The organism is Pseudomonas sp. A-B-19 (genome assembly GCF_019947515.1).
GTDB lineage: Bacteria > Pseudomonadota > Gammaproteobacteria > Pseudomonadales > Pseudomonadaceae > Aquipseudomonas.
This window is the reverse complement of the sequence record NZ_JAGYGN010000008.1, coordinates 19,272-38,588: the sequence shown is the minus strand read 5'-3', so window position 1 is coordinate 38,588 and position 19,317 is coordinate 19,272. Positions and strand designations below refer to the sequence as shown.

The 19,317-nt window shown below is 61.7% G+C and carries 16 protein-coding genes and 1 pseudogene; 9 read left to right on the top strand and 8 right to left on the bottom strand.

The window, feature by feature from the left end:
- Window positions 1-259: 259 nt before the first annotated feature.
- Window positions 260-703: a glycine zipper domain-containing protein gene (locus KGA81_RS11125; RefSeq protein ID WP_223545849.1), complete on the bottom strand. Its 444-nt coding sequence runs from the start codon at window positions 701-703 to the stop codon at window positions 260-262.
- Between the two features lie 418 nt (window positions 704-1,121).
- Here KGA81_RS11125 and KGA81_RS11120 point away from each other — a divergent pair, with 418 nt between their 5' ends.
- A complete protein-coding gene (locus KGA81_RS11120) occupies window positions 1,122-1,574 on the top strand; it encodes a cupin domain-containing protein (RefSeq protein WP_223545848.1) in 453 nt (150 codons plus the stop codon).
- A 7-nt stretch (window positions 1,575-1,581) separates the two neighbouring features.
- On the opposite strand, the gene KGA81_RS11115 is transcribed toward KGA81_RS11120, so the two are convergent.
- Entirely contained in the window at window positions 1,582-2,469 is an 888-nt protein-coding gene (locus tag KGA81_RS11115; protein ID WP_223545847.1) for a LysR family transcriptional regulator, read from the bottom strand.
- 144 nt (window positions 2,470-2,613) lie between these two features.
- Between KGA81_RS11115 and KGA81_RS11110 the strand changes: the two genes are divergently transcribed.
- The 5 genes from KGA81_RS11110 to KGA81_RS11085 all read left to right on the top strand — a co-directional run bounded on the left by KGA81_RS11110 (window position 2,614) and on the right by KGA81_RS11085 (window position 8,572).
- A complete protein-coding gene (locus KGA81_RS11110) occupies window positions 2,614-4,014 on the top strand; it encodes an MFS transporter (RefSeq protein WP_223545846.1) in 1,401 nt (466 codons plus the stop codon).
- 157 nt (window positions 4,015-4,171) lie between these two features.
- Window positions 4,172-6,175 carry an aminotransferase class I/II-fold pyridoxal phosphate-dependent enzyme gene (locus KGA81_RS30070; RefSeq protein WP_317850785.1) on the top strand — a complete coding sequence of 668 codons (2,004 nt, stop codon included), beginning with the start codon at window positions 4,172-4,174 and terminating at the stop codon, window positions 6,173-6,175.
- Between the two features lie 27 nt (window positions 6,176-6,202).
- On the top strand, window positions 6,203-6,985 hold the full coding sequence (locus KGA81_RS11095) for a transporter substrate-binding domain-containing protein (RefSeq protein WP_223545845.1): 783 nt from the start codon (window positions 6,203-6,205) through the stop codon (window positions 6,983-6,985).
- A gap of 156 nt (window positions 6,986-7,141) precedes the next feature.
- Window positions 7,142-7,855, top strand: coding sequence for an ABC transporter permease (locus KGA81_RS11090; protein ID WP_223545844.1), 714 nt, complete (start codon window positions 7,142-7,144; stop codon window positions 7,853-7,855).
- Between the two features lie 18 nt (window positions 7,856-7,873).
- A complete protein-coding gene (locus KGA81_RS11085) occupies window positions 7,874-8,572 on the top strand; it encodes an ABC transporter permease (protein WP_223545843.1) in 699 nt (232 codons plus the stop codon).
- A 63-nt stretch (window positions 8,573-8,635) separates the two neighbouring features.
- On the opposite strand, the gene KGA81_RS11080 is transcribed toward KGA81_RS11085, so the two are convergent.
- A complete protein-coding gene (locus KGA81_RS11080; RefSeq protein ID WP_223545842.1) occupies window positions 8,636-9,271 on the bottom strand; it encodes a TetR family transcriptional regulator C-terminal domain-containing protein in 636 nt (211 codons plus the stop codon).
- Window positions 9,272-9,388: 117 nt separating this feature from the next.
- Between KGA81_RS11080 and KGA81_RS11075 the strand changes: the two genes are divergently transcribed.
- Window positions 9,389-10,405: a succinylglutamate desuccinylase/aspartoacylase family protein gene (locus tag KGA81_RS11075; protein WP_223545841.1), complete on the top strand. Its 1,017-nt coding sequence runs from the start codon at window positions 9,389-9,391 to the stop codon at window positions 10,403-10,405.
- Between the two features lie 200 nt (window positions 10,406-10,605).
- On the opposite strand, the gene KGA81_RS11070 is transcribed toward KGA81_RS11075, so the two are convergent.
- On the bottom strand, window positions 10,606-10,965 hold the full coding sequence (locus tag KGA81_RS11070; RefSeq protein WP_223545840.1) for a DUF6124 family protein: 360 nt from the start codon (window positions 10,963-10,965) through the stop codon (window positions 10,606-10,608).
- Between the two features lie 578 nt (window positions 10,966-11,543).
- On the opposite strand from KGA81_RS11070, the gene KGA81_RS11065 reads away from it, so the two are divergent.
- Together KGA81_RS11065 and KGA81_RS11060 are read left to right on the top strand one after the other, a co-directional pair.
- Entirely contained in the window at window positions 11,544-12,002 is a 459-nt protein-coding gene (locus KGA81_RS11065) for a hypothetical protein (protein ID WP_223545839.1), read from the top strand.
- A 443-nt stretch (window positions 12,003-12,445) separates the two neighbouring features.
- A pseudogene (locus KGA81_RS11060) lies at window positions 12,446-15,484 on the top strand (Ig-like domain-containing protein); the annotation flags it as partial.
- 129 nt (window positions 15,485-15,613) lie between these two features.
- Here KGA81_RS11060 and phnE read toward each other — a convergent pair.
- Genes phnE through KGA81_RS11040 form a run of 4 tightly spaced genes read right to left on the bottom strand, consistent with a single transcriptional unit; the run spans window position 15,614 to window position 18,844 of the window.
- Window positions 15,614-16,381: a phosphonate ABC transporter, permease protein PhnE gene (gene phnE / locus KGA81_RS11055; protein WP_223545838.1), complete on the bottom strand. Its 768-nt coding sequence runs from the start codon at window positions 16,379-16,381 to the stop codon at window positions 15,614-15,616.
- Window positions 16,378-17,205, bottom strand: coding sequence for a PhnE/PtxC family ABC transporter permease (locus KGA81_RS11050; RefSeq protein WP_223545837.1), 828 nt, complete (start codon window positions 17,203-17,205; stop codon window positions 16,378-16,380). The genes phnE and KGA81_RS11050 overlap by 4 nt, the downstream gene beginning before the upstream one ends.
- Window positions 17,199-17,996 carry a phosphonate ABC transporter ATP-binding protein gene (locus KGA81_RS11045; RefSeq protein WP_223545836.1) on the bottom strand — a complete coding sequence of 266 codons (798 nt, stop codon included), beginning with the start codon at window positions 17,994-17,996 and terminating at the stop codon, window positions 17,199-17,201. Before KGA81_RS11045 ends, KGA81_RS11050 begins: the two co-directional genes overlap by 7 nt.
- Window positions 17,993-18,844, bottom strand: a complete 852-nt coding sequence (locus KGA81_RS11040) for a putative selenate ABC transporter substrate-binding protein (protein WP_223545835.1) — start codon at window positions 18,842-18,844, stop codon at window positions 17,993-17,995. The genes KGA81_RS11045 and KGA81_RS11040 overlap by 4 nt, the downstream gene beginning before the upstream one ends.
- Window positions 18,845-19,317: the final 473 nt, after the last annotated feature.

Here is a 19,317-nt window from a genome sequence, read left to right as displayed (position 1 = left end):
TTACCGGCAAAAAGTGCCTCGGCTCGCCCTCCGGCTTTTACATCAGCGGAGGGCACCCGGCGACCATGAACCTTGGCGATCAGGGTCCAGCCTTTGTGGCCGAACTGCTTGATTACCCACATTGGATTTTCGCCAGCTGATAGCATCATGGAGGCGCAGTTATGGCCACGCTTCACCCCTGGCAGCTGTCAATATCGCCAGTTGCTGTTCGCGAGTGAAAGGGGCAACGTCATCTTCTTCCTGATCTCGGAATCCGGGATCAGTCGTCATGCTTGTGTTTATGTTTGTTCTTGTACTTGTTTTTATGCTTGTGGTCGTAGTGGTCGTTATCGTTATCGTTATCGCTGTCCTTGGCCAGATTGTTGCCGATAGCACCACCTGCCGCGCCGCCCAGTCCAGCGCCGATCAGGCCACCGGTGGAACCACCAACACTGTTGCCGATTACCTGGCCACCCGCTGCACCGAGCCCCCCGCCAATGGCTGATTCGGTCTTGTTGCCACTCTTCGCAGATATTGCGCCCCCAGCTGCGCCACCTACGCCGGCTCCGATCGCAGCGCCAGTGCTACCTCCCATAGCCTGACCGACCACGCTTCCAAGGGCGCCACCGACACCGCCACCGATAGCTGTGTTAGTGGCTTCGCCGGCGAGGGAGTACTGCGATACAAGAAGGCTTAGTGCAACGACAGTGAATGATTTACGCATCAGACAAACCTTTAGAAATACACAATAAAAGAAAAGTTTGTTGGTACGAATCAGTCAGGTCAACAGATATTCGACGGTGCATGAATTTGGATCAACCAATCTGTGATTAGCACAGCCGCTTGTTGATCAATTATGACCGGTGGGCACATACAAACCCCAAAGAGGGACTTTTGAGGGCCTGAGTGGGATCGGGTCGCGGTCACTTGATCTTCGCCATTGACCACGATGCTGTTGCTCATGATGGCGTACCCGCCGATACGGGTTTGTATCAGCAGGTATCCGCAACGCTCACCGTTACCCGGGCATACAAAACCGGCGTTTCCCGACACCCGGGCGATACACGACGACCTTCAAATGGAACCACCGGCATCGCGCCACTTTCGGCGCGGCCTGGTGTGGTTCAACTGGAGGAAAGACAATGTCGCGTATCACCCCCCGTCACACCCTCGGCAAGCTTGGTCTGGTTCTGGCCGCCGCAGGGCTCGCCACTTTAGCGGGCCTTGCTCAAGCCCAGGAAGCACAACCGGCCCCGGCGATGAAAAGCTGGCAGCAGGGCCTGCACCGTACCGACCTGGTCCGCGAAGACCTGGGCACCGCCGATCGCGAGGTCCTCCAGGTGCTCGTGGACTTCGATCCGGGCGTGACCTCGCCCAAACATGCTCACCCGGGTGTGGAGGTGGCGCACGTGATCAGCGGCACCTTTGAATATCAGTTGCAAGGGCGGGCACCGGTGACGCTCAAGGCCGGTGATTCGTTGTACATCCCCGAAGGTGTCGCCCATGTGGCGAAGAACGTGGGGCAGGGCAAGGCCTCGGAACTGGCGACCTACATCGTGAAGAAAGGCGAAGCGCTGCTGATCCTGAAGGAGTAGGCGAGGGTCATTGCCGGCTGCAAACCTCCCACACGCAACCGCGCAGCCAGCGATGCGCAGGGTCGGCGTCCATGCGCGGATGCCACAGCATCGAAACCGTGATCGGCGGCGTGGGGAACGGCAGGGCAAAGCAGTGCATTCCCTGGCACAGGTTGCCGACGTGCCGCTGCGGTACGCTGGCGACCAGCTCTGAAGCCCGCGCCAGTGCAAGCGCCGAAGAGAAACCGGCGACGATGGTGATGATGTCGCGCTTGAGCCCCAGCTCATTCAAGGCGTCGTCCATGACACCTTTTTCGTGGCCCCGACGTGAGACCAGGATGTGCCGGGCGGCGGCATAACGCTCGGGTGTCATTTCACCTTGGGTCAGTGGATGCCCCTCACGTACGACGCCAACGAACCGATCGCGAAACAGCATCCGGGTCCGCACTTCCGGGCTGGTGGATTCGCCGATCACGCCGGTTTCCAGATCCACCGAGCCGTCGCGCAGCAGGGTGCTGTCCTTGTTCAGCTTCTGCACGAAATTCAAGCGCACGCCGGGGGCTTCTTCGTTAATGCGGGCGATCAGTGGCGGTCCGAAATTTTCCACGAAGCCGTCGCTGGTGCGCAGGGTGAAGGTGCGCACCAGTTGCTTGAGGTCCAGTGCCTCGGCGGGGCGCAGGACAGCTTCGGCGTCCTGCACGAGCGCGCCGACACGTTCACGCAGTTCCAGCGCCCGGGGCGTGGGCACCAGTCCGCGCCCGGCCCGCACCAGCAGCGGATCGCCCGTGGTTTCGCGCAATCGCGCCAACGCCCGGCTCATGGCGGACGGGCTCAGGCGCAAACGCTGCGCGGCGCGGGCCACGCTGCCTTCCTCCAGTAACACGTTCAGGGTGATCAACAAGTTCAGATCGGGCATGGAGTGAATCCTTGTGGGCGCGAGCTCGCTCCCACATTTTTGAGTGTGGCGTCTTATGCACGTATAAAGTGCAAATACTGCGTCTTCCGCCATGTTATGGCTGGGCTTAGGCTCGGGGCAATCTATTTGCGGAGTCGCGTGAAAATGAAGTCCATATCGATTCGGGGTGCCCTGGCCAGCCTGTCGTTATCCATGCTGCTGTCGTCCCTGGGCACCAGCATTGCCAACGTTGGATTGCCGACACTGGCCGAGGCGTTCTCGGCCTCCTTTGAGCAAGTGCAATGGGTGGTGCTCGCTTACCTGCTGGCGATCACGGCGCTGATCGTCAGTGTCGGAAGACTTGGCGACATGATTGGCCGCCGACGTTTGTTGTTGATCGGGATTTGTGTGTTTACCGTCGCTTCGATCCTGTGCGCGCTGGCCCCTCATCTCTGGTTATTGATTGCCGCTCGGGCGCTGCAAGGCGTCGGTGCGGCCATCATGATGGCGCTGACCATGGCGCTGGTGGGCGGGGCCGTTCCCAAAGAAAAAACGGGCAGTGCGATGGGCGTGCTCGGCACGATGTCGGCGATTGGCACCTCACTCGGCCCGACCCTTGGAGGTTTTTTGATTGCCAATCCGGGGTGGCAGGCCATTTTTCTGATCAATGTGCCGTTGGGTGTTTTGGCGGTTGGGCTTGTGTATCGCTTTTTACCCGATGATCGCCATGAGAGAAGGGCTGATCGAGCGGGCTTCGATGTGCTCGGCACCCTGGTGTTGGTCCTGACGCTGCTGGCCTATGCGCTGGCGATGACCCTGGGGCGTGGCGGTCCTGGTTCGCTGAATGCGGCGCTGTTGCTGGTGGCCGTGGTAGGGATGGGCGTGTTTGTGTTTGTCGAGCACACAACCGAGTCGCCTCTGGTTCGATTGACGATGTTCCGTAACTGGCAGATGAGCGCAGGATTCATCATGAGCATGCTGGTGACCACCGTGGTCATGGCGACCATGGTGGTAGGGCCGTTTTACCTCACTGGTGCACTGGCATTGAATGCGGCAAGCGTTGGGTTGGCGATGTCGACGGGTCCGCTGGTGGCCGCACTGGCAGGCGTACCGGCGGGCCGATGGGTCGATCGTTTGGGCACTTATCGAGCCGGTAAGACCGGATTGATCGCCATGTTGACCGGCGCTTGCATCCTGCCGGCCTTGCCGATGGCCTTCGGTGTGCCCGGCTACATCGTGCCGCTGGCTGTCATGACCGCCGGTTATGCGCTGTTCCAGGCGGCCAACAATACCGCCGTCATGCTGGAAGTCGAGGCGCCGCAACGTGGCATGGTTTCCGGTTTACTCGGGTTATCGCGCAATCTCGGGTTGATCACGGGCGCCTCGGTCATGGGCGCTGTGTTCGCCTTCGGTACGGCCAGCGACGATATTTTGCAGGCGCAACCTGAGGCCATCGCACAGGGAATGCGGTTGACGTTTGCGGTGGCTGCGGGGCTGATTCTTGCGGCTCTGGTGCTGGGAGCGGTCAGCAAAATCGTTTCACGTCGCTTGATCGCGCCGTGCTGAAAAACGGCGCGACTATCGTGAAAACGACCTGTTTGCGCTGAACGCGAAGCCTTGTGAATTTTCTATTGAACGAGTGTTCAGCCTGGACTATGTTGGGGGCCACCTTTCCCCGGCTGGTTGCGGGCTTGCGTTTCTTCAATTCGAACGAGGCACTGGCATGCGGTTTTCACCCTTTGTTGAACGGATCAGTGGCCAAGGCGTTGCCGCCTGGGATATTCACTACGCAGCCAACGCGGCGCAGCGCAATGGGGAGGACGTCATCATCCTCAGTGTCGGCGACCCGGATTTTCCCACCCCCGATTTCATTACCGACGCCGCCATCCACGCCTTGCGTGAAGGGGATACCCACTACACCGAAATCGCCGGCCGCCAGGCCCTGCGCGAGGCCATCGCCGGCCGCTACAGCCAACTGATCGACCGCGAACTGCAGGCGTCGAACGTCATTCTCACGGCAGGTGCGCAGAACGCCTTGTTCGCCACCTCGATGTGCCTGCTCGGTGCCGGCGACGAAGTGATCGCGTTCGATCCGATGTACGTCACCTACGAAGCCACGCTCAAGGCTTCCGGCGCCACGCTGGTGCGGGTGCCTTGCGCTGCGGACTCGGGTTTTCGCCTCGATGCCGCCGTGTTGGCCAAGGCCATTACCCCGCGCACCCGGGCGATCTTCTTCTCCAACCCGAACAACCCCACCGGCGTGGTGCTGGGCCGCGAAGAACTGCAAGCCATCGCCGAACTCGCCATCGCCCATGACCTGTGGGTGGTGGTGGACGAGGTCTACGAGAGCCTGGCCTACGAGCGCGAACACCTGAGCCTGGCGGCGTTGCCGGGCATGGCCGAGCGCTGCGTGGTGATCGGCAGCCTGTCCAAATCCCATGCCATGACCGGTTGGCGCATCGGCTGGGTCGTGGCCCATGAAGCCCTGGTCAATCATGTCGAAACCCTGGTGCTGAGCATGCTGTACGGCTTGCCCGGGTTTGTCATGGAAGCGGCGCTCAAGGCCGTGCAGTCACACGACGAAGTCACCCACGGCATGCGTGAGATCTATCGTCGGCGTCGCGATCTGGTGGTCTGCGGCCTGGCCGGTTGCCCGGGCATCAGCGTGCTCAACCCCGATGCCGGCATGTTCGTGCTGGTGGACGTGCGTGGCACCGGCCTGACCTCACTGGAGTTCGCCTGGCGTCTGCTGCGCGAAGCCGGTGTCTCGGTGCTGGATGCGGCGGCATTCGGTGAGCCGGCCCAGGGGTTTGTACGGCTTTCGTTCACCCTGAGCGACGAGCGCCTGGCCCAGGCCTGTCAGCGTATTCGCGATTTTGTCGGGGTGCTCATGGGCGAAGCGCCGAGGCCGGTGATCGGCACGGTGACCTGTACCGCAGCCGCGGAACCGGTCGCCGCCAAGACCATGATCGAGGTCGATGGCCTGCACAAACGCTTCGGCAATATCGAAGTGCTCAAGGGCGTCTCCCTGACCGCCCGCGAGGGCGATGTGATCTCTCTGATCGGTGCCAGCGGCTCGGGCAAAAGTACCTTGCTGCGCTGCATCAACATGCTCGAAGTGCCGGACCAGGGACGCATCCTGGTCGATGGCGAAAGCATTCACCTTAACCAGAATCGTCCCGGCGCACCGCTGGTGTCGGACGCCAGGCAACTGGTGCGCATCAGGTCGAGCCTGGGCATGGTGTTCCAGAATTTCAACCTCTGGCCCCATCGCACGGTGCTGGAAAACCTCATCGAAGCGCCGACCCAGGTCCTGCGTGAAAGCCGGGCGGAGGCCACGGAACGGGCCGAAGCCCTGCTCGAACGCGTCGGGCTTGCGGCCAAGCGCAACGAGTACCCGGCGTTTCTCTCCGGGGGACAGCAACAACGGGTGGCCATCGCCCGGGCCCTGGCCATGCGGCCCAAGGTCATGCTGTTCGATGAACCCACCTCGGCACTCGACCCGGAACTGGTCGGGGAAGTGCTGCGGGTGATCCGCTCCCTCGCCGAAGAAGGCCGGACCATGATCCTGGTGACTCATGAAATGGCGTTCGCACGCGATGTCTCCTCCAAAGTCGCCTTTTTGCATCAAGGGCTGATCGAGGAAACCGGTTCGCCGGACGAAGTGTTCGTACACCCACGCAGCGAGCGTTGCCGACAGTTCGTCAACGCTCATCAGACTCGCTAACTCATCATAAAAAGACGGGAAAACAACATGGGAAATCGACGTTTTGCAAACTGGTTGACCGGGGCAGCCTGCGTATTGCTGGCCGGCATGAGTGCCGCCCAGGCGCAACCGATCAGGTTCGCGGTGGCAGCGGAGCCCTATCCGCCGTACACCGAAAAGCAGGCCAACGGTGAGTGGAAGGGCTTCGAAGTCGACCTGATCCACAAGCTGTGCAGCGAAATGAAAGCCGATTGCGAGATCAAGGAAGTGGCGTGGGACGGCATCATTCCATCGCTGCTGGCGAAGAAGATCGACGTGATCTTCTCCTCGATGTCGGTGACCGAAGAACGGGAAAAGCAGATCGCCTTCAGCAAGGCCTACTACGATTCGGTGATTGCCGTCGTCGGCCCGAAAGAGGCGTCGATCAAGAAGTACCCGGATGACCTCAAGGGCAAGATCATCGGCGTGCAGAACTCGACCGTGAGCGCCAGTTACCTGAAGACCTACTACGAAAAAATTGCCGACGTTAAGTACTACGACACCCAGGACTCGGCCAACGCCGACCTGATTGCCGGGCGCATCGACCTGATGATGGCCGACGGCACCGCCATGGCCGCCTTCATCAAGACCCCGGATGCCAAGGACCTGGCCTACCTCGGCACCGTGCCTTACGACCCGATCTTCGGCAAAGGCGTGGGGGCCGGCCTGCGCAAGGACGACACCGAACTCAAGGCCAGACTGGACAAGGCCATCCAGCAATTGCTGGCGAGCAAGGACTACGACGAGCTGTCCCAGAGCTACTTCGGCACCAGCGTGAAGCCGGCGTTCTGACCACCAGGCCGAAACGCAAATCCAACGGTAAACACCCATCCCCGTAGGAGCCGGCTTGCCGGCGAAGGGGCCCTTGAGGCCGCCAAAAGCTTCGCTGGCAAGCCAGCTCCTACAAGGGTTTTTGCAGTGTTTTCATGGTCGTTACTGGGGGTTGAAATGCCGGCAATGTTCGATCTGATCAATTTCACCGAGCAAGGATGGGGCAGTGCGCTGTTGAAGGGGCTCTGGATGACCCTGCAGATTTCCGCCGGAGCCTTTGTGCTCGGGCTGGCCATCGGGCTGGTGGTGGCGTGCCTCAAGCTGGGCGCGCCGAAGCCGATTGCAGCGCTGATGCGCGGCTACACCACCTTGTTCCGCGCGGTTCCGGAGTTGCTGCTGATTCTGTTGCTGTACTACGTGGGCTCCATGCTCCTCAATTCACTGATGACCCAACTGGGCTACGGCGTGGTGGATGTCAGCGGTCCGCTGGCGGCCATCGTGGTGCTGGGGCTGGTGCAGGGCGCGTACGCCTCGGAGATTTTCCGCGCGGCGATCCAGGCGATTCCCTTCGGCCAGATCGAAGCGGCCAAGGCGTTCGGCCTCAACGGTTTCGGTCTGTTCCGCCGGGTCACGCTGCCGATCATGGCGCCTTACGCCATGGCCGGGATGGCCAACCTGTGGATCAACCTGATCAAGGACAGTGCGCTGATCAGCGTGGTCGGCACCAACGAGCTGCTGTACACCGCCAAGCAAGGCGCGGGGTCGACGCGCCATTATCTGTTGTTCTACCTCACGGCTGCGGCGTTGTATTACGCGGTGACGTTGGTGTCGAACTATGTGTCGGGTCGGCTTGAGCGACGTATTCGTCGCTGGATGCCTCTTGTTGACTGAACCGGCAGAGAGAATGAAATGATTCCAGTGTGGATAGTTGAATACGCGGCACTGTTGGGCCGGGGGCTGCAAACCACCCTCACAATCCTGTTGATCGCCAGTGTGTTCGGATTTGTCCTGGCGGTGTTGGTGGCGCTGGCGCGGATCTCGAAAAACAAGGTGATCGCCAAGGTCAGCCTGTTCTACACCAGCGTCACCCGCGGGACGCCGTTGCTGATCCAGATCTACATTTTCTACTACGGCCTGGGCAGCCTGTTTGCCCAGTTCCCGCTGATTCGCGGCAGTTTCCTCTGGCCGTACCTGCGCGATGGTTACTGGTACATCGTGTTTGCCCTGGTGGTGTCGGTGGGGGCTTATGTCGGCGAAGTGATTCGCGGTGGCCTGCTGGCGGTGCCCAAGGGTGAAATGGAAGCGGCGTCGGCTTTCGGCATGACCGCGCGCCAGTCCTTGCTGCGGGTGCGTTTGCCCCGGGCAATGCGCCTGTTGCTGCCGACCCTGGCCGGGGAAACCGTGATGCTGCTCAAGTCCACGGCATTGGCCTCGACCATCGCCGTGATCGATCTGCTCGGTGCCGCCAACGTGGTCCGCGCGCAAACCCTGCAAGTCTACGAACCGTTGCTGTTGGTGGCCGGCGTGTATGTCTGCCTGACGTTCCTGATCGAAGCGCTGTTTGCCTTTGCCGAGCGGCGCGGGACGCCGGTACGCAGGTCGGCCTGATGAGTTCGACAAGGGGTGGCCGCCGTCAGCGGCACCCTGGCGATGATTTTCGGCCGGCTCGCGTCACAGGACGTCGTCGGTGCTGAATGCTCCGTGACGCAGCCCCTTTATCCAGCAACGGCAGATATGCAGCCCGTTGGCGGCGCTGAAGGTCTCAGGGTTCAGGCACCACTCGAGCCAGAGACCGTCGAGCATCGCCGATAAGCCGATGGCCGCCAGGCGGGTGTCGTGAATCACGAAGCCTTCGCTGGCGGCCAGCCCGTCGAGCAACTGGTGGATCAGATCAAGGTAGGCGCGGTAGCTTTTTTCGTGGGACTGGCTGACGTGTTCGGAGTGACGGATCAGGCTCCAGAACACCACCCAAACGCCGAGCAGTTGCGGGTCCATGACCCTGGGCGAGAACGAGCCTTCCAGGAAGGCATCGATCTTTTGCGCGGGTGTCCGGGCCTGTTCGATTTCCTGGAGCAGGGCTGTGGTCAGTTCGCTCGCAAGCCGCTGGTAGGTGTCGGCGATCAGTGCCTCGATGCTGCCGAAGTGGTGGTTGAGCAACCCCACGGACACTCCGGCTTCAGTGGCAATGCGGCGCACGGAAATCCCGGCGTGACCGTCGCGGCCCAGGCAGCGCAGGGTGGCGGCCACCAGCATTTCGCGACGGTCATCGGGTTCGACGCGGCGGTTTTTCGGGGCATCGGTTGTCACAAGGCTGTCCTTGGGTGAGGTTCTACGATGCCGAGCTTAGTTGAACGTCTGTTCAATCACCAGCCTCGGCAGCAGCGATACAACGTTTTTCAAGGTTCATGACGGGAGGGAAAGCCAATGCCGCAGGATATTTCATTCAGTGTTCGCAACAACAACGGCGATACCGTGCGGGTCGGTGCCTGGCGTTATGCAGGCGACGGCAGTGGGCCAAACGTGCACTTGCAGGCCGGCGTCCATGCCGATGAAATCGCCGGGATGCTGGTGCTGCACCTATTGATGCAACGACTGCAAACCGCCGAATCCCAGGGCCGGCTCAAGGGCAACATCACCGTGGTGCCGCAGGCCAATCCGCTGGGCATCGGGCAGTTTCGCCAGGGGCGGATTCTCGGCCGTTATCACGACGCCACCGGGCATAACTTCAATCGCGCGTTCGACCAGTCGGCGGCCATGGAGCGACCTTCGACCTGCGTTCAGCAATGGCAAAAGAAGCTGGTGCAGCTGGCCGCCCCAGCCGATGTGATGCTTGATCTGCACACCGATGACGAGGCCCTGCCATACCTCTACGTGCACCGCAGTTTCTGGCCCCGTGGCCGCGAACTGGCGGCGGCGATGAAGATGGACGTGGCGATCATCTGGGATGACGGCGGCGATGGTTCTTTCGAGGAAACCATCATAGCCCCGTGGTTGCGTGAAGGCGTCACCGACCACCGCATGGCCGCGACCCTGGAGCTGCGCGGGCAGGGCGATGTCAGCGACCGCTTTGCCGAGTCGGATGCCGAAGGCTTGTACAACTGGCTGTGCGGTTGCGGTGTCATCGATGAGTCAGTGACGCCCGCGGACTGGCCCGTCGAAGCCGTGGAAATGGGCCACATGGAAACCATCATCGCCCCGCAACCCGGTGTGCTGATCTTCGAAAAAGAGCTGGGGGATTTCGTCGAAGAAGGCCAGCGTTTTGCACGGATTCTCGGACGGCCGGGCGACCCGTCCTCTGAAGTGGTGCTCCATGCCGAGCAAGCGGGGCGCCTGGTGACGCGCTATCGCGATCGCCTGATACCCCAGGGCATGGGGGTGGCGAAATTTACCGGCAGCCGGGTGTCGCGTAACTGGAGTGGCGGGTTGCTGGATCCGAACTAGTGATAGCCCAGCAAACATCAAACACACAACAACTGTGGCGAGGGAGCTTGCTCCCGTTGGGCAGCGAAGCGGCCCCCGCTTTTCTTCAGTCCAATCGTGCAGGCAGGTTTTGCGACGGCTTCGCCGCCGAACGGGAGCAAGCTCCCTCGCCACAGGGTCAGTGTTAGCCACAGGGTCAGTGTTAGCCGCAGATTCAGTGTTTATTCGGGTGGATCGATTTGGTCCAGCACCCGATTCGCCGTGATCTCCGCCAACATCACGCTGTTGGAAATCCCCAGCAGGGCATTGCGCGATCCGCCGTCCAGATGATCCACCAACTGGTGCACCATCACATCGACCGAGGCCAGCGTCTCGACCAGATACACCATCAGGGTTTCGGTATCGACCTTGGGGTCGACGGTAAACAGGGTGCTGGGTGTGCGTGGTGTGGCTTTGATGTCGGCGGTCGATGGGGAGTGCAAGGCGAGGGCGGGTTCGGCGGCCTCGTCGAGCTTGTTTGGATCGGGTTCGTATGGGGATGTCGGATCGGTGTCCGGCGGGTTGGGGGTGACCTTGAACATATGCTTGCTTCCCTGATTGGGTGCCAACCCTCTTGCTGCTAAACGAGAAGGAGGCAGCTGTGCGCAGGTTAGCAGACCGGGGAAGCTAGCAAAGCCGGCGCGCCCGAAGGCGCCCTGCGCACAGCCACCATCAAATGCAGGTATGGGAATACCTGACTGACAGGAGCTTGTGCACCTTGCTTACAACCCCGGGCTGCTAAACCCGACCACTGATGGGCAGTGGCGTGGAAACGATAGAGACCAGGAGCAGGGCGCACAAGCCGGCGGATTCTGGCGTAACCGTAGGCAACGACGCAAGGTGTTGTAGCCCTCGGGAAATAACCTACAACCTTTTTAAACAAGCGCTCCAGCGGACATGAGCAACTGAGTATCGGCTTTCGTGTATCGCTGTGTATCAGGGCGCGGCATCCGCATACAGCCATACAAAACCAGCACTTTACGGATACAGCGGGGATACACCACCGGGGCCAAATAGACCTGCCAAAGCGAGAGGCACAACGCACCTCGCCACCAGGTTCATCAACCCTTGTGGTACGACCAATAACGGTCCAGCCGCGCAAATGATCCGGAGTATCAACATGTCTCGTATCCAGTCGAACAAAACCCGTATTGGCCTGATCGCTGTTGCACTGGTCGGCGGTATCAACTTCGCGTCCTCGGCGTTTTCCGCTGAGGCCTTGCCTCAGGGCTATCAACTGGCCTCTGCGGAAAAGACCAGTGAAGGCAAGTGTGGCGAAGGCAAGTGCGGTGCCGAAGCCAGCGCGCAAAAGACCCAGGCTGAGGGCAAGTGCGGTGAAGGCAAGTGCGGGGATGCGTCTTTCGCACGCACCGACACCGATGATGACGGCCGCGTGTCGCTCAAGGAGCTGTTGGCCGTAGCACCCAAGGGCGCAGAGGAATTCAAGGCGATGGACACCAACGGCGACGGTTTCCTGTCCGAGGGGGAGGTTTACAAGTACCGCACCAACCAGTTCACCTCCAACGGCAAGAAAGTACCGACCGAGCTGTTCACCAAGTTGAGCCAGGCTAAAGACTGATCGGCTGCAACGAAAAAACCTTCCTGCGTTGACGACCAGGAAGGTTTTTTGGCGTGGGCAGTACTGGTTTGGTCGTCAGGCGCGAATGCACTGCACTTGACCGCCGAATGCCTGCGCTAAAAGTAAAGATATCAATCCTCTCCATAAATGGGGGCATTACACCCACGAGCGGGTGTTTTCCACCTAATTAGAGGGGTATTCCCCACTCGCTCTTCTCTCGTTTGAAACACTCAAAAATAGTTTGTTAATTTTCCTGGACTTTTTGTCATAGTGTGCTGGTACGTTAATTGCAGTCATCCTATGCCCGCATAGCTGTGTCCCAGACCTTCTGGCGACGGCGGGTTTCGCCAGACTCGATATGTCGCGAGGGGTGAAAAATGAAACGCACGACATCACTACGCAACGCCATCTTCTTTCTGCGCAGGTCAAGCCTGCCCTGTGCAATGCTCCTGACCCTGACCACCAGTGCAAACGCCGTGCCGCTGGATGATTTCGGCCCGCCACCCCCAACGGACCCCTCGGCGTTTAGCAACCCTCCGGCCGACCTCAACGCCGCGGCGGCTGCCATACGGGCCACGGCACCCGCCAACCAGGGCGCCATCGCCCTGCCCAATGGCCTATTCGGTGACCGGAACACGCCACGGGCCGAAAACGTGCTGCCGCCAGCCCTGCAGACACCCTTCAATATCCCCACCAATGGCAAGCCCAGTCCATTGTTCGGAGCCCAGCCGTACACGCAGTAACTGCTGCTGTTCGAAGAATTCGGCACGGAAAAACTCGATCCTGCACTGCCGGCACCGGCCTTGACCTTCCCGGTTCCGCTCGTCGGCCCGGCGCCCACGCAGGACCCGAGCAACATCGCCCGCAGCGGCCCTTCGCCCGCGGCGCTGGAAGCCTTCATGCGCCAGCCGGGGCTGTTCCCGTTTCCGTCGCAGTTTTCCAACGTGCTGGACCGCAACCCCTGGCAAGCACAGATTGAAGCCTACCTCAATCGCCATCCGGTCGGCTCGCCAGCCGAAGGCCGGCCGCCAGGAAAAGGCTGGTCGCACCAGCGCTGGAACGAGTTCTTCCCGCAGGTCGGCTTCAAGACCGTGCAAGCGGGCGCCCAGATCAACAGCGGCATGCGCGACAGCCGACAGTTGCACCACTACGCCGTCGGTGAGTTCGGGCCTGGCGGGCTGTACAACCAGACCTTCAGCAACCCGGTCATTGCGGGCACCACCCAAGGCATCAATGTTCGTTTTCACCCCAACATGCCGATTCAGGACCACAAGGCGCTCTGGACCTTCGACGGCACCTTTCCGCCAAAACTGTTGATGGTGCGTTACGGTCAAGCCGCGCTGATGCGCCACTACAACGCCCTGCCGATCGATCCGTCGGCCAACATGGGGTTTGGCCTGCACACCATTACCACCCACGAACACAACGGCCACACCCCGGCCGAAAGCGATGGTTTTGCCGGTGCGTTTTTCTTTCCGGGGCAGTACTACGACTATCGCTGGCCGATCCAGTTGGCCGGTTACGACACCATCAACACCACCGCTCAGGATCCGCGCGCGGCGTTCCCCTGCGCCCCGGGCGAAACCCTGTTCGTCAACGATGCCACGCCGGGCCTGAAGACGTGCAACAACGGCAGCATCAAGATCCGCGGCGACTGGCACGAAACCATGAGCACCCACTGGTTTCATGACCACATGCTCGATTTCACCGCGCAGAACGTCTACAAGGGCAACGCGGTGATGATGAATTACTACAGCGCCCTGGATCGCGGTAACGAAGCCTTCGAAGATGGCGTCAACCTGCGCCTGCCCAGCGGTTCGGCGCTGCCCTGGGGCAACCGCGACTACGATGTGAACCTGCTGGTGGCCGACAAGGCCTGGGATCAGAACGGCCAGCTGTGGTTCAACCCGTTCAACACCGACGGTTTTCTCGGCGATCAGATCCTGGTCAACTGGCAGTACCAGCCGCGCCTGAATGTGCGGGCGCGCAGCTATCGCTTCCGCATCCTCAATGGCTCGGTGTCGCGCTACCTCAGGATTGCACTGGTGCGTGAAGTCGCCGGCACCGGCGGCGAAATCCCTGGCCCGGCAGGTTCCGGCCTGTCTTATAGCCGCGTGCCGTTCCACTTGATCGCCAACGACGGCAATCTGATGGAACACTCCGTGCCGTTCGACGGCACCATGGACCTGGAAGGTGACGGCGACCTGCAGAACCACAACGCCGTCCTGCCCACCCAGGGCATCGCCGAGCGCTTCGACATCATCGTCAACTTCGCGAAAAACGGGATCAACACCGGCGACAAGCTGTACTTCGTCAACCTGATGGAGCACCAGAACGGCAAGAGGCCGACAGCTAATCTGCTGAGCCTGGCCGACGTGCTGTCCGGGACGTACAAGGCGGTGCTCAGGCAGGGCAGCAAAGGGCCGGAATGGGTCGGCGGCGACCCGGCGGTGGGCAAGTTCCTGCAGTTGGTGGTCCAGCCTTATGCCGGCCAGGACGTGAGCATGAACCCCGCCGACTACGAACCCGCCAAACCGGGCAAGCCAGCCGGCAAGACCATGATCCCGCTGACCCTCAACCGTGACGATCCGGCGGTGCAGGCCAGGCTCCTGGTGGCGCGGCATCGCGAGTTCAGCTTCGGCCGCTCCGACGGCACCGACGAAACACCCTGGACGATCAAGACCGACGGTGGTGAATTCGGCTTCCCCATGGACCCTCGAGTCATCAGCGCCGCTCCGCAACTGGCCAACGGCCCGACCTCGGCCGGGTTCTCCGGCGACGGCACCCTGGAAGTGTGGAAAATCAAGAGCGGCGGCAACGGCTGGAACCACCCGGTGCACGTGCACTTCGAAGAGGGGATCATCCTCAGCCGCGACGGCAACCCACCACCGGAATGGGAAAAATGGGCGCGCAAGGACGTCTATCGCGTCGGTGATGGCATCGACAGCTCGGTGGACGTGGAAATGGCGATCCACTTCCGGGAATTCGCCGGGACCTACATGGAGCACTGCCACAACACCCAGCACGAGGACACGTCCATGCTGCTGCGTTGGGATGTCGAGCACCCCGGGCAGTTCCAGTTGATGCCAGCACCCATACCTGGCTGGGACGGCGTCACCTACGTCAACTCCGCCGCGCTGCCGACCTTCCGCACTGGCGATACCCGTGCCAATAACGACGGCAATAACCAAATACCGATCGCCAACCCCGACAGCGCCATCAGCAACACCGGCCAACCGGTGCCCATCAACGTCCTGGCCAACGACACCGACCCGGACGGTAACGTGCCACTCAAAGTGGTGGGGCTGGAGCAACCGGACTCCGGCAAGGGCGTGGTCAGCACCGATGGTGTGCGCGTGACCTACACACCACCGGCCACGGTCGCTGCGCCGTTCACTGCGACCTTTATCTATAAAGCCGCCGATGCCAAGAGCGCGGAGTCGGCACCGGCGACGGTGTCCGTGGCGGTCTCGGCAGCGGTCACGGTCACCGCGAGCCAGTAGTGGCGCACTGAGTACAACTACGCTTTAGCGATGAGGGCCTCATTGAGGCCCTCTTGCTACAAGCGAATTAACAACTACGTGGTTGTCAAATCTCCAGAAGACTCACAATCACGCCTTGACCCACCGCTGGCGACTCCAGCTGCTCAACCCATCAACGGCAAACACCAGCACCAACATCGCCAAAATCACCGTACTAGCCTGGGCCTCCTGGAACAGGCTGAGGCTGACATAGAGCATCTGCCCCAAACCGCCGGCACCGACAAAACCGAGCACGCTGGCCATACGGATGTTGTTTTCCCAGCGGTACAGGATGTACGCCAACAGCTGGGGGAACAGGTTGGGCAGGGTGCCGAAGCAGAAGGCCCAGACGACGTTGCCGCCTTGCAAGCGGATGGCTTCGGCCGGTTGCGGCGGGGTGTTTTCCAGTGCTTCGGCGAAGAGTCGACCCAGCACCCCGGCGGTGTGCATGGCCAGGGCCAGGGTGCCGGCGTTCGGGCCGAGACCCGCCGCCAGCACCATCAATGCCGCCCACACCAGTTCGGGAATGGCGCGCAGGCCATTGAGAACAAGGCGCGACGCGCTCTGCAACGGCCAACCGAAACGCCCGGCCGCAGGCAGCGCCAGCACCAGGCCGAAGACCGCCGCGAGCAGGGTGCCCAGGGCCGACATGGCCAGGGTTTCCACGGCGCCACGGCCGATGGCTTGCAGATGGCCGGCGCTCAGGTCCGGGCTGAGAAAACGCAGCACGTAGGCGCCCATCTGCGCGAGGTTAGCGCTGCCCGTCAGTTCGCCGAGATCGATGCCCAGATAACGGAACGAGACGACGACTGCCGCGACGATGCACAGGATCAGCAGCAGGTTGATCAGGCGATTCATGCGAACCTCCAGCGCAACAGGCGGCTGATCTGATCGGCGAACAGCACCAGGACGAAAAAGGTCAGCAACATGCTCGCCACTTCACCGCCGGCGAACATGCGCAACGACAAGTCGATCTGCTGGCCCAGCCCGCCGGCGCCGACGAAGCCCATCACCACCGACGCGCGGATGGCGCACTCCCAGCGGTACACCGTGTACGACAGCAACTCCGCCCCGACATTGGGCAGGATGCCGTAGCAGAACGCCGCCAACCGGCTGCTGCCGGCTTGCAGCAGTGAGTGGGCGGGACGCTGGTCGACCGATTCGAAAATCTCCGCGTAGACCTTGCCCAGCATGCCGCTGTAGGTGATGGCAATCGCCAGCACCCCGGCCGTCGGGCCAAGACCGACGGCGCGCACGAACAGCAGGGCCCAGACGATTTCCGGCACGCTGCGCAGGAAGATCAGCAACCCGCGCACCGGCCAGCGCAACAGCCGGCCCAGGGCGCTCGGGCGACCGCTGCGCGAAGCCGCCGACAGTGACAGTGCGCGGCTGGCCAACAGGCTGGCGGGCACGGCCAACAGCAAGGCCAGGGCCATGCCGGCGGTGGCGATGGCGAGTGTCTGCAGGGTGGCTTGCCACAGCAACTGGAGGAACTCTTCGCCATGGGCCGGTGGCCAGAAGGCTGAGACAAACCGGCCCATCTCACTCTGGCTGTCGGCCTTGAGCAGCACACCCAGGTCCAGCTCGCTGAAATGAATGCCGGGCCACAGCAGGGCCAGCGCCAACAGACTGAGCAGCAGGCGGGGCAGGGTGGCCGGGTCTCGTGTATCGCGCGTCAGCATCGGGGAATCTGCAGGATCAAGGGCGCCACTGGCGTTGGCGGCGATAGCAGTTGCTCGTTGGCATAGAGCTTGTCGAGCAACTCCTGGTCGACGTCGCTGGCGGGAAGGTCGAACAGGACCTGACCTTCACGCAAACCGATGATGCGTGAAAAGTGCGTCAGGGCCAGCTCTACCGCATGCAGGCTGGCGACCAGGGTCACCTTGTGTTCCCGGGCGTGGCGGCAGAGGATCGACAGGGTGTGCCCGGCCAGTACCGGGTCCATCGCCGACACCGGCTCATCGGCCAGCAGCACTTCGGGTGCCTGGTACAGCACCCGGGCAATGCCCACGCGCTGCAACTGGCCGCCGGACAGTTGCTGGCACTGGGCGAACAGCTTGTCACCCAGGTCCAGCTTGAGCAGTGCCGCCCGCGCGCCCGGAACATCCACCGGATGCAGCAGGCTCAGCAGGCTTTTGGCAAAACTCCATTGCCCCAGCTTTCCGGCCAGCACCGCCGTGACCACCCGCTGCCGCGGAGGTAGTGGCGGCGCCTGATGCACCAGGCCGATGCGTGCGCGTAATCGCTGGCGCTGTCGGGCGCCGAGCTGCCAGGCTTGCTCGCCGAGCACCTCGACCGTACCGCTGCCGGGGCGCAGGGCGGTAGCCAGCACGTTGAGCAAGCTCGACTTGCCGGCGCCGGACGGACCGATGATTGCCACCTGCTCACCGGCAGTGATGTGCAGGTCGACCTCATGCAGCGCACGCACGCCATTGCCGTGGGTGAGGCTGACCCGGTTCAGATGCAGTGTCATTTCAGCAGATCGGCAGCGCGCGCGGCTTCCTCGATGCCCTTGTAGTTCTCAGGCTGGGTCTCGATGAAGCGGCTGGCGGCTTGCAGGTCCAGAATCGCTTTTTGCTCCGGGTTGGCCGGGTCGAGCGCGAGGAAGGCCACCTTGATTTTGTTGGCAAGGGCCGGGTCGAGGGTGCCGCGCACGGTCCAGTTGTAGTCGAAGTAGGCCGGCGTGGTAGCGAAGACCTTGACCTTGTCGGTGTCGACCTTGCCGGCCGCGACCAGTTTTGCCCAGACGCTGGCATTGAGCACGCCGGCGTCCACTTTGCCAGCCTGAACCCAGGCGACGGTGGCGTCGTGGGCGCCGGAGTAACCGACGCGGCTGAAGTAAGTTTCCGGCTTGATGCCGTCCTGCAGCATGAAATAGCGCGGCATCAAGCTGCCGGACGTGGAAGACACCGAACCGAAGGCAAAGGATTTGCCCTTGAGGTCGGCCAGCGACTTGACGGCCGGGTCGGCGCTGATGAATTTGCTGGTGAACTGGGCGTCCTGCTCACGCTGTACCAATGGAATGGCATTGCCGGTTTTCAGCCGTGCCTGCACGAAGGTGAAACCGCCCAGCCAGGCCATGTCGATGCGGTCAGTGGCCAGCGCCTCGACCACCGCCGGGTAGTCGGACACCGGTACGAACTCGACTTTCATGCCCAGTTGCTTCTCCAGGTACTCGCCCAGTGGCTGGAACTTGCGCAGCAGTTCGGTGGGTGCTTCATCAGGAATGGCGCTGACCTTGAGGGTCTCGGCAGCCTGTGCCAGCAGGGTGGAAAGGGACAGGGTCAGGCCAATGGCCGTTGCCAGGGTACGTTTGAGCATGGAAGTTCTCCGGTTCAATAGCGGAAAAATGTCGATGCGCCCCGCACAAGCTGTTTGCTGCACGACGCTTCGTGAGGGTAGACGAAAACGCCGCGATTATAGGGACTCCTGTTTGCTTGACCAGCCTTGCAACAAGACTTAGGGCCAAAAAGATCTGTGGGAGCGGGCTTGCTCGCGAAAGCGGAGTGTCAGTCAGCGTCAGTATCGACTGATCCACCGCCATCGCGAGCAAGCTCGCTCCCACAAGGGATCTCTGGTGAACAGCCAATTTTTGTACGACAGACATGCAAGTGTGGGAGCGAGCTTGCTCGCGATGACGGCGTATCAGTCAGCATCAGTATCGACTGATCCACCGCTATCGCGAGCAAGCTCGCTCCCACAGGGGATCTCTGGTGAGCCCCCAATTTTTGTACGACAGACATTCAAGTGTGGGAGCGGGCTTGCTCGCGAAAGCGGAGTGTCAGCCAGCATAG

Excerpts from the sequence above, each read along its gene's own strand:
- KGA81_RS11050 (WP_223545837.1), bottom strand. The coding sequence starts at position 17,205 with ATGCTGACGCGCGATACACGAGACCCGGCCACCCTGCCCCGCCTGCTG.
- KGA81_RS11065 (WP_223545839.1), top strand. The coding sequence starts at position 11,544 with ATGTCTCGTATCCAGTCGAACAAAACCCGTATTGGCCTGATCGCTGTT.
- KGA81_RS11110 (WP_223545846.1), top strand. The coding sequence starts at position 2,614 with ATGAAGTCCATATCGATTCGGGGTGCCCTGGCCAGCCTGTCGTTATCC.
- KGA81_RS11090 (WP_223545844.1), top strand. The coding sequence starts at position 7,142 with ATGCCGGCAATGTTCGATCTGATCAATTTCACCGAGCAAGGATGGGGC.
- KGA81_RS11115 (WP_223545847.1), bottom strand. The coding sequence starts at position 2,469 with ATGCCCGATCTGAACTTGTTGATCACCCTGAACGTGTTACTGGAGGAA.
- KGA81_RS30070 (WP_317850785.1), top strand. The coding sequence starts at position 4,172 with ATGCGGTTTTCACCCTTTGTTGAACGGATCAGTGGCCAAGGCGTTGCC.
- KGA81_RS11045 (WP_223545836.1), bottom strand. The coding sequence starts at position 17,996 with ATGACACTGCATCTGAACCGGGTCAGCCTCACCCACGGCAATGGCGTG.
- KGA81_RS11120 (WP_223545848.1), top strand. The coding sequence starts at position 1,122 with ATGTCGCGTATCACCCCCCGTCACACCCTCGGCAAGCTTGGTCTGGTT.
- KGA81_RS11125 (WP_223545849.1), bottom strand. The coding sequence starts at position 703 with ATGCGTAAATCATTCACTGTCGTTGCACTAAGCCTTCTTGTATCGCAG.
- KGA81_RS11070 (WP_223545840.1), bottom strand. The coding sequence starts at position 10,965 with ATGTTCAAGGTCACCCCCAACCCGCCGGACACCGATCCGACATCCCCA.
- KGA81_RS11095 (WP_223545845.1), top strand. The coding sequence starts at position 6,203 with ATGGGAAATCGACGTTTTGCAAACTGGTTGACCGGGGCAGCCTGCGTA.
- KGA81_RS11040 (WP_223545835.1), bottom strand. The coding sequence starts at position 18,844 with ATGCTCAAACGTACCCTGGCAACGGCCATTGGCCTGACCCTGTCCCTT.
- KGA81_RS11085 (WP_223545843.1), top strand. The coding sequence starts at position 7,874 with ATGATTCCAGTGTGGATAGTTGAATACGCGGCACTGTTGGGCCGGGGG.
- KGA81_RS11075 (WP_223545841.1), top strand. The coding sequence starts at position 9,389 with ATGCCGCAGGATATTTCATTCAGTGTTCGCAACAACAACGGCGATACC.
- phnE (WP_223545838.1), bottom strand. The coding sequence starts at position 16,381 with ATGAATCGCCTGATCAACCTGCTGCTGATCCTGTGCATCGTCGCGGCA.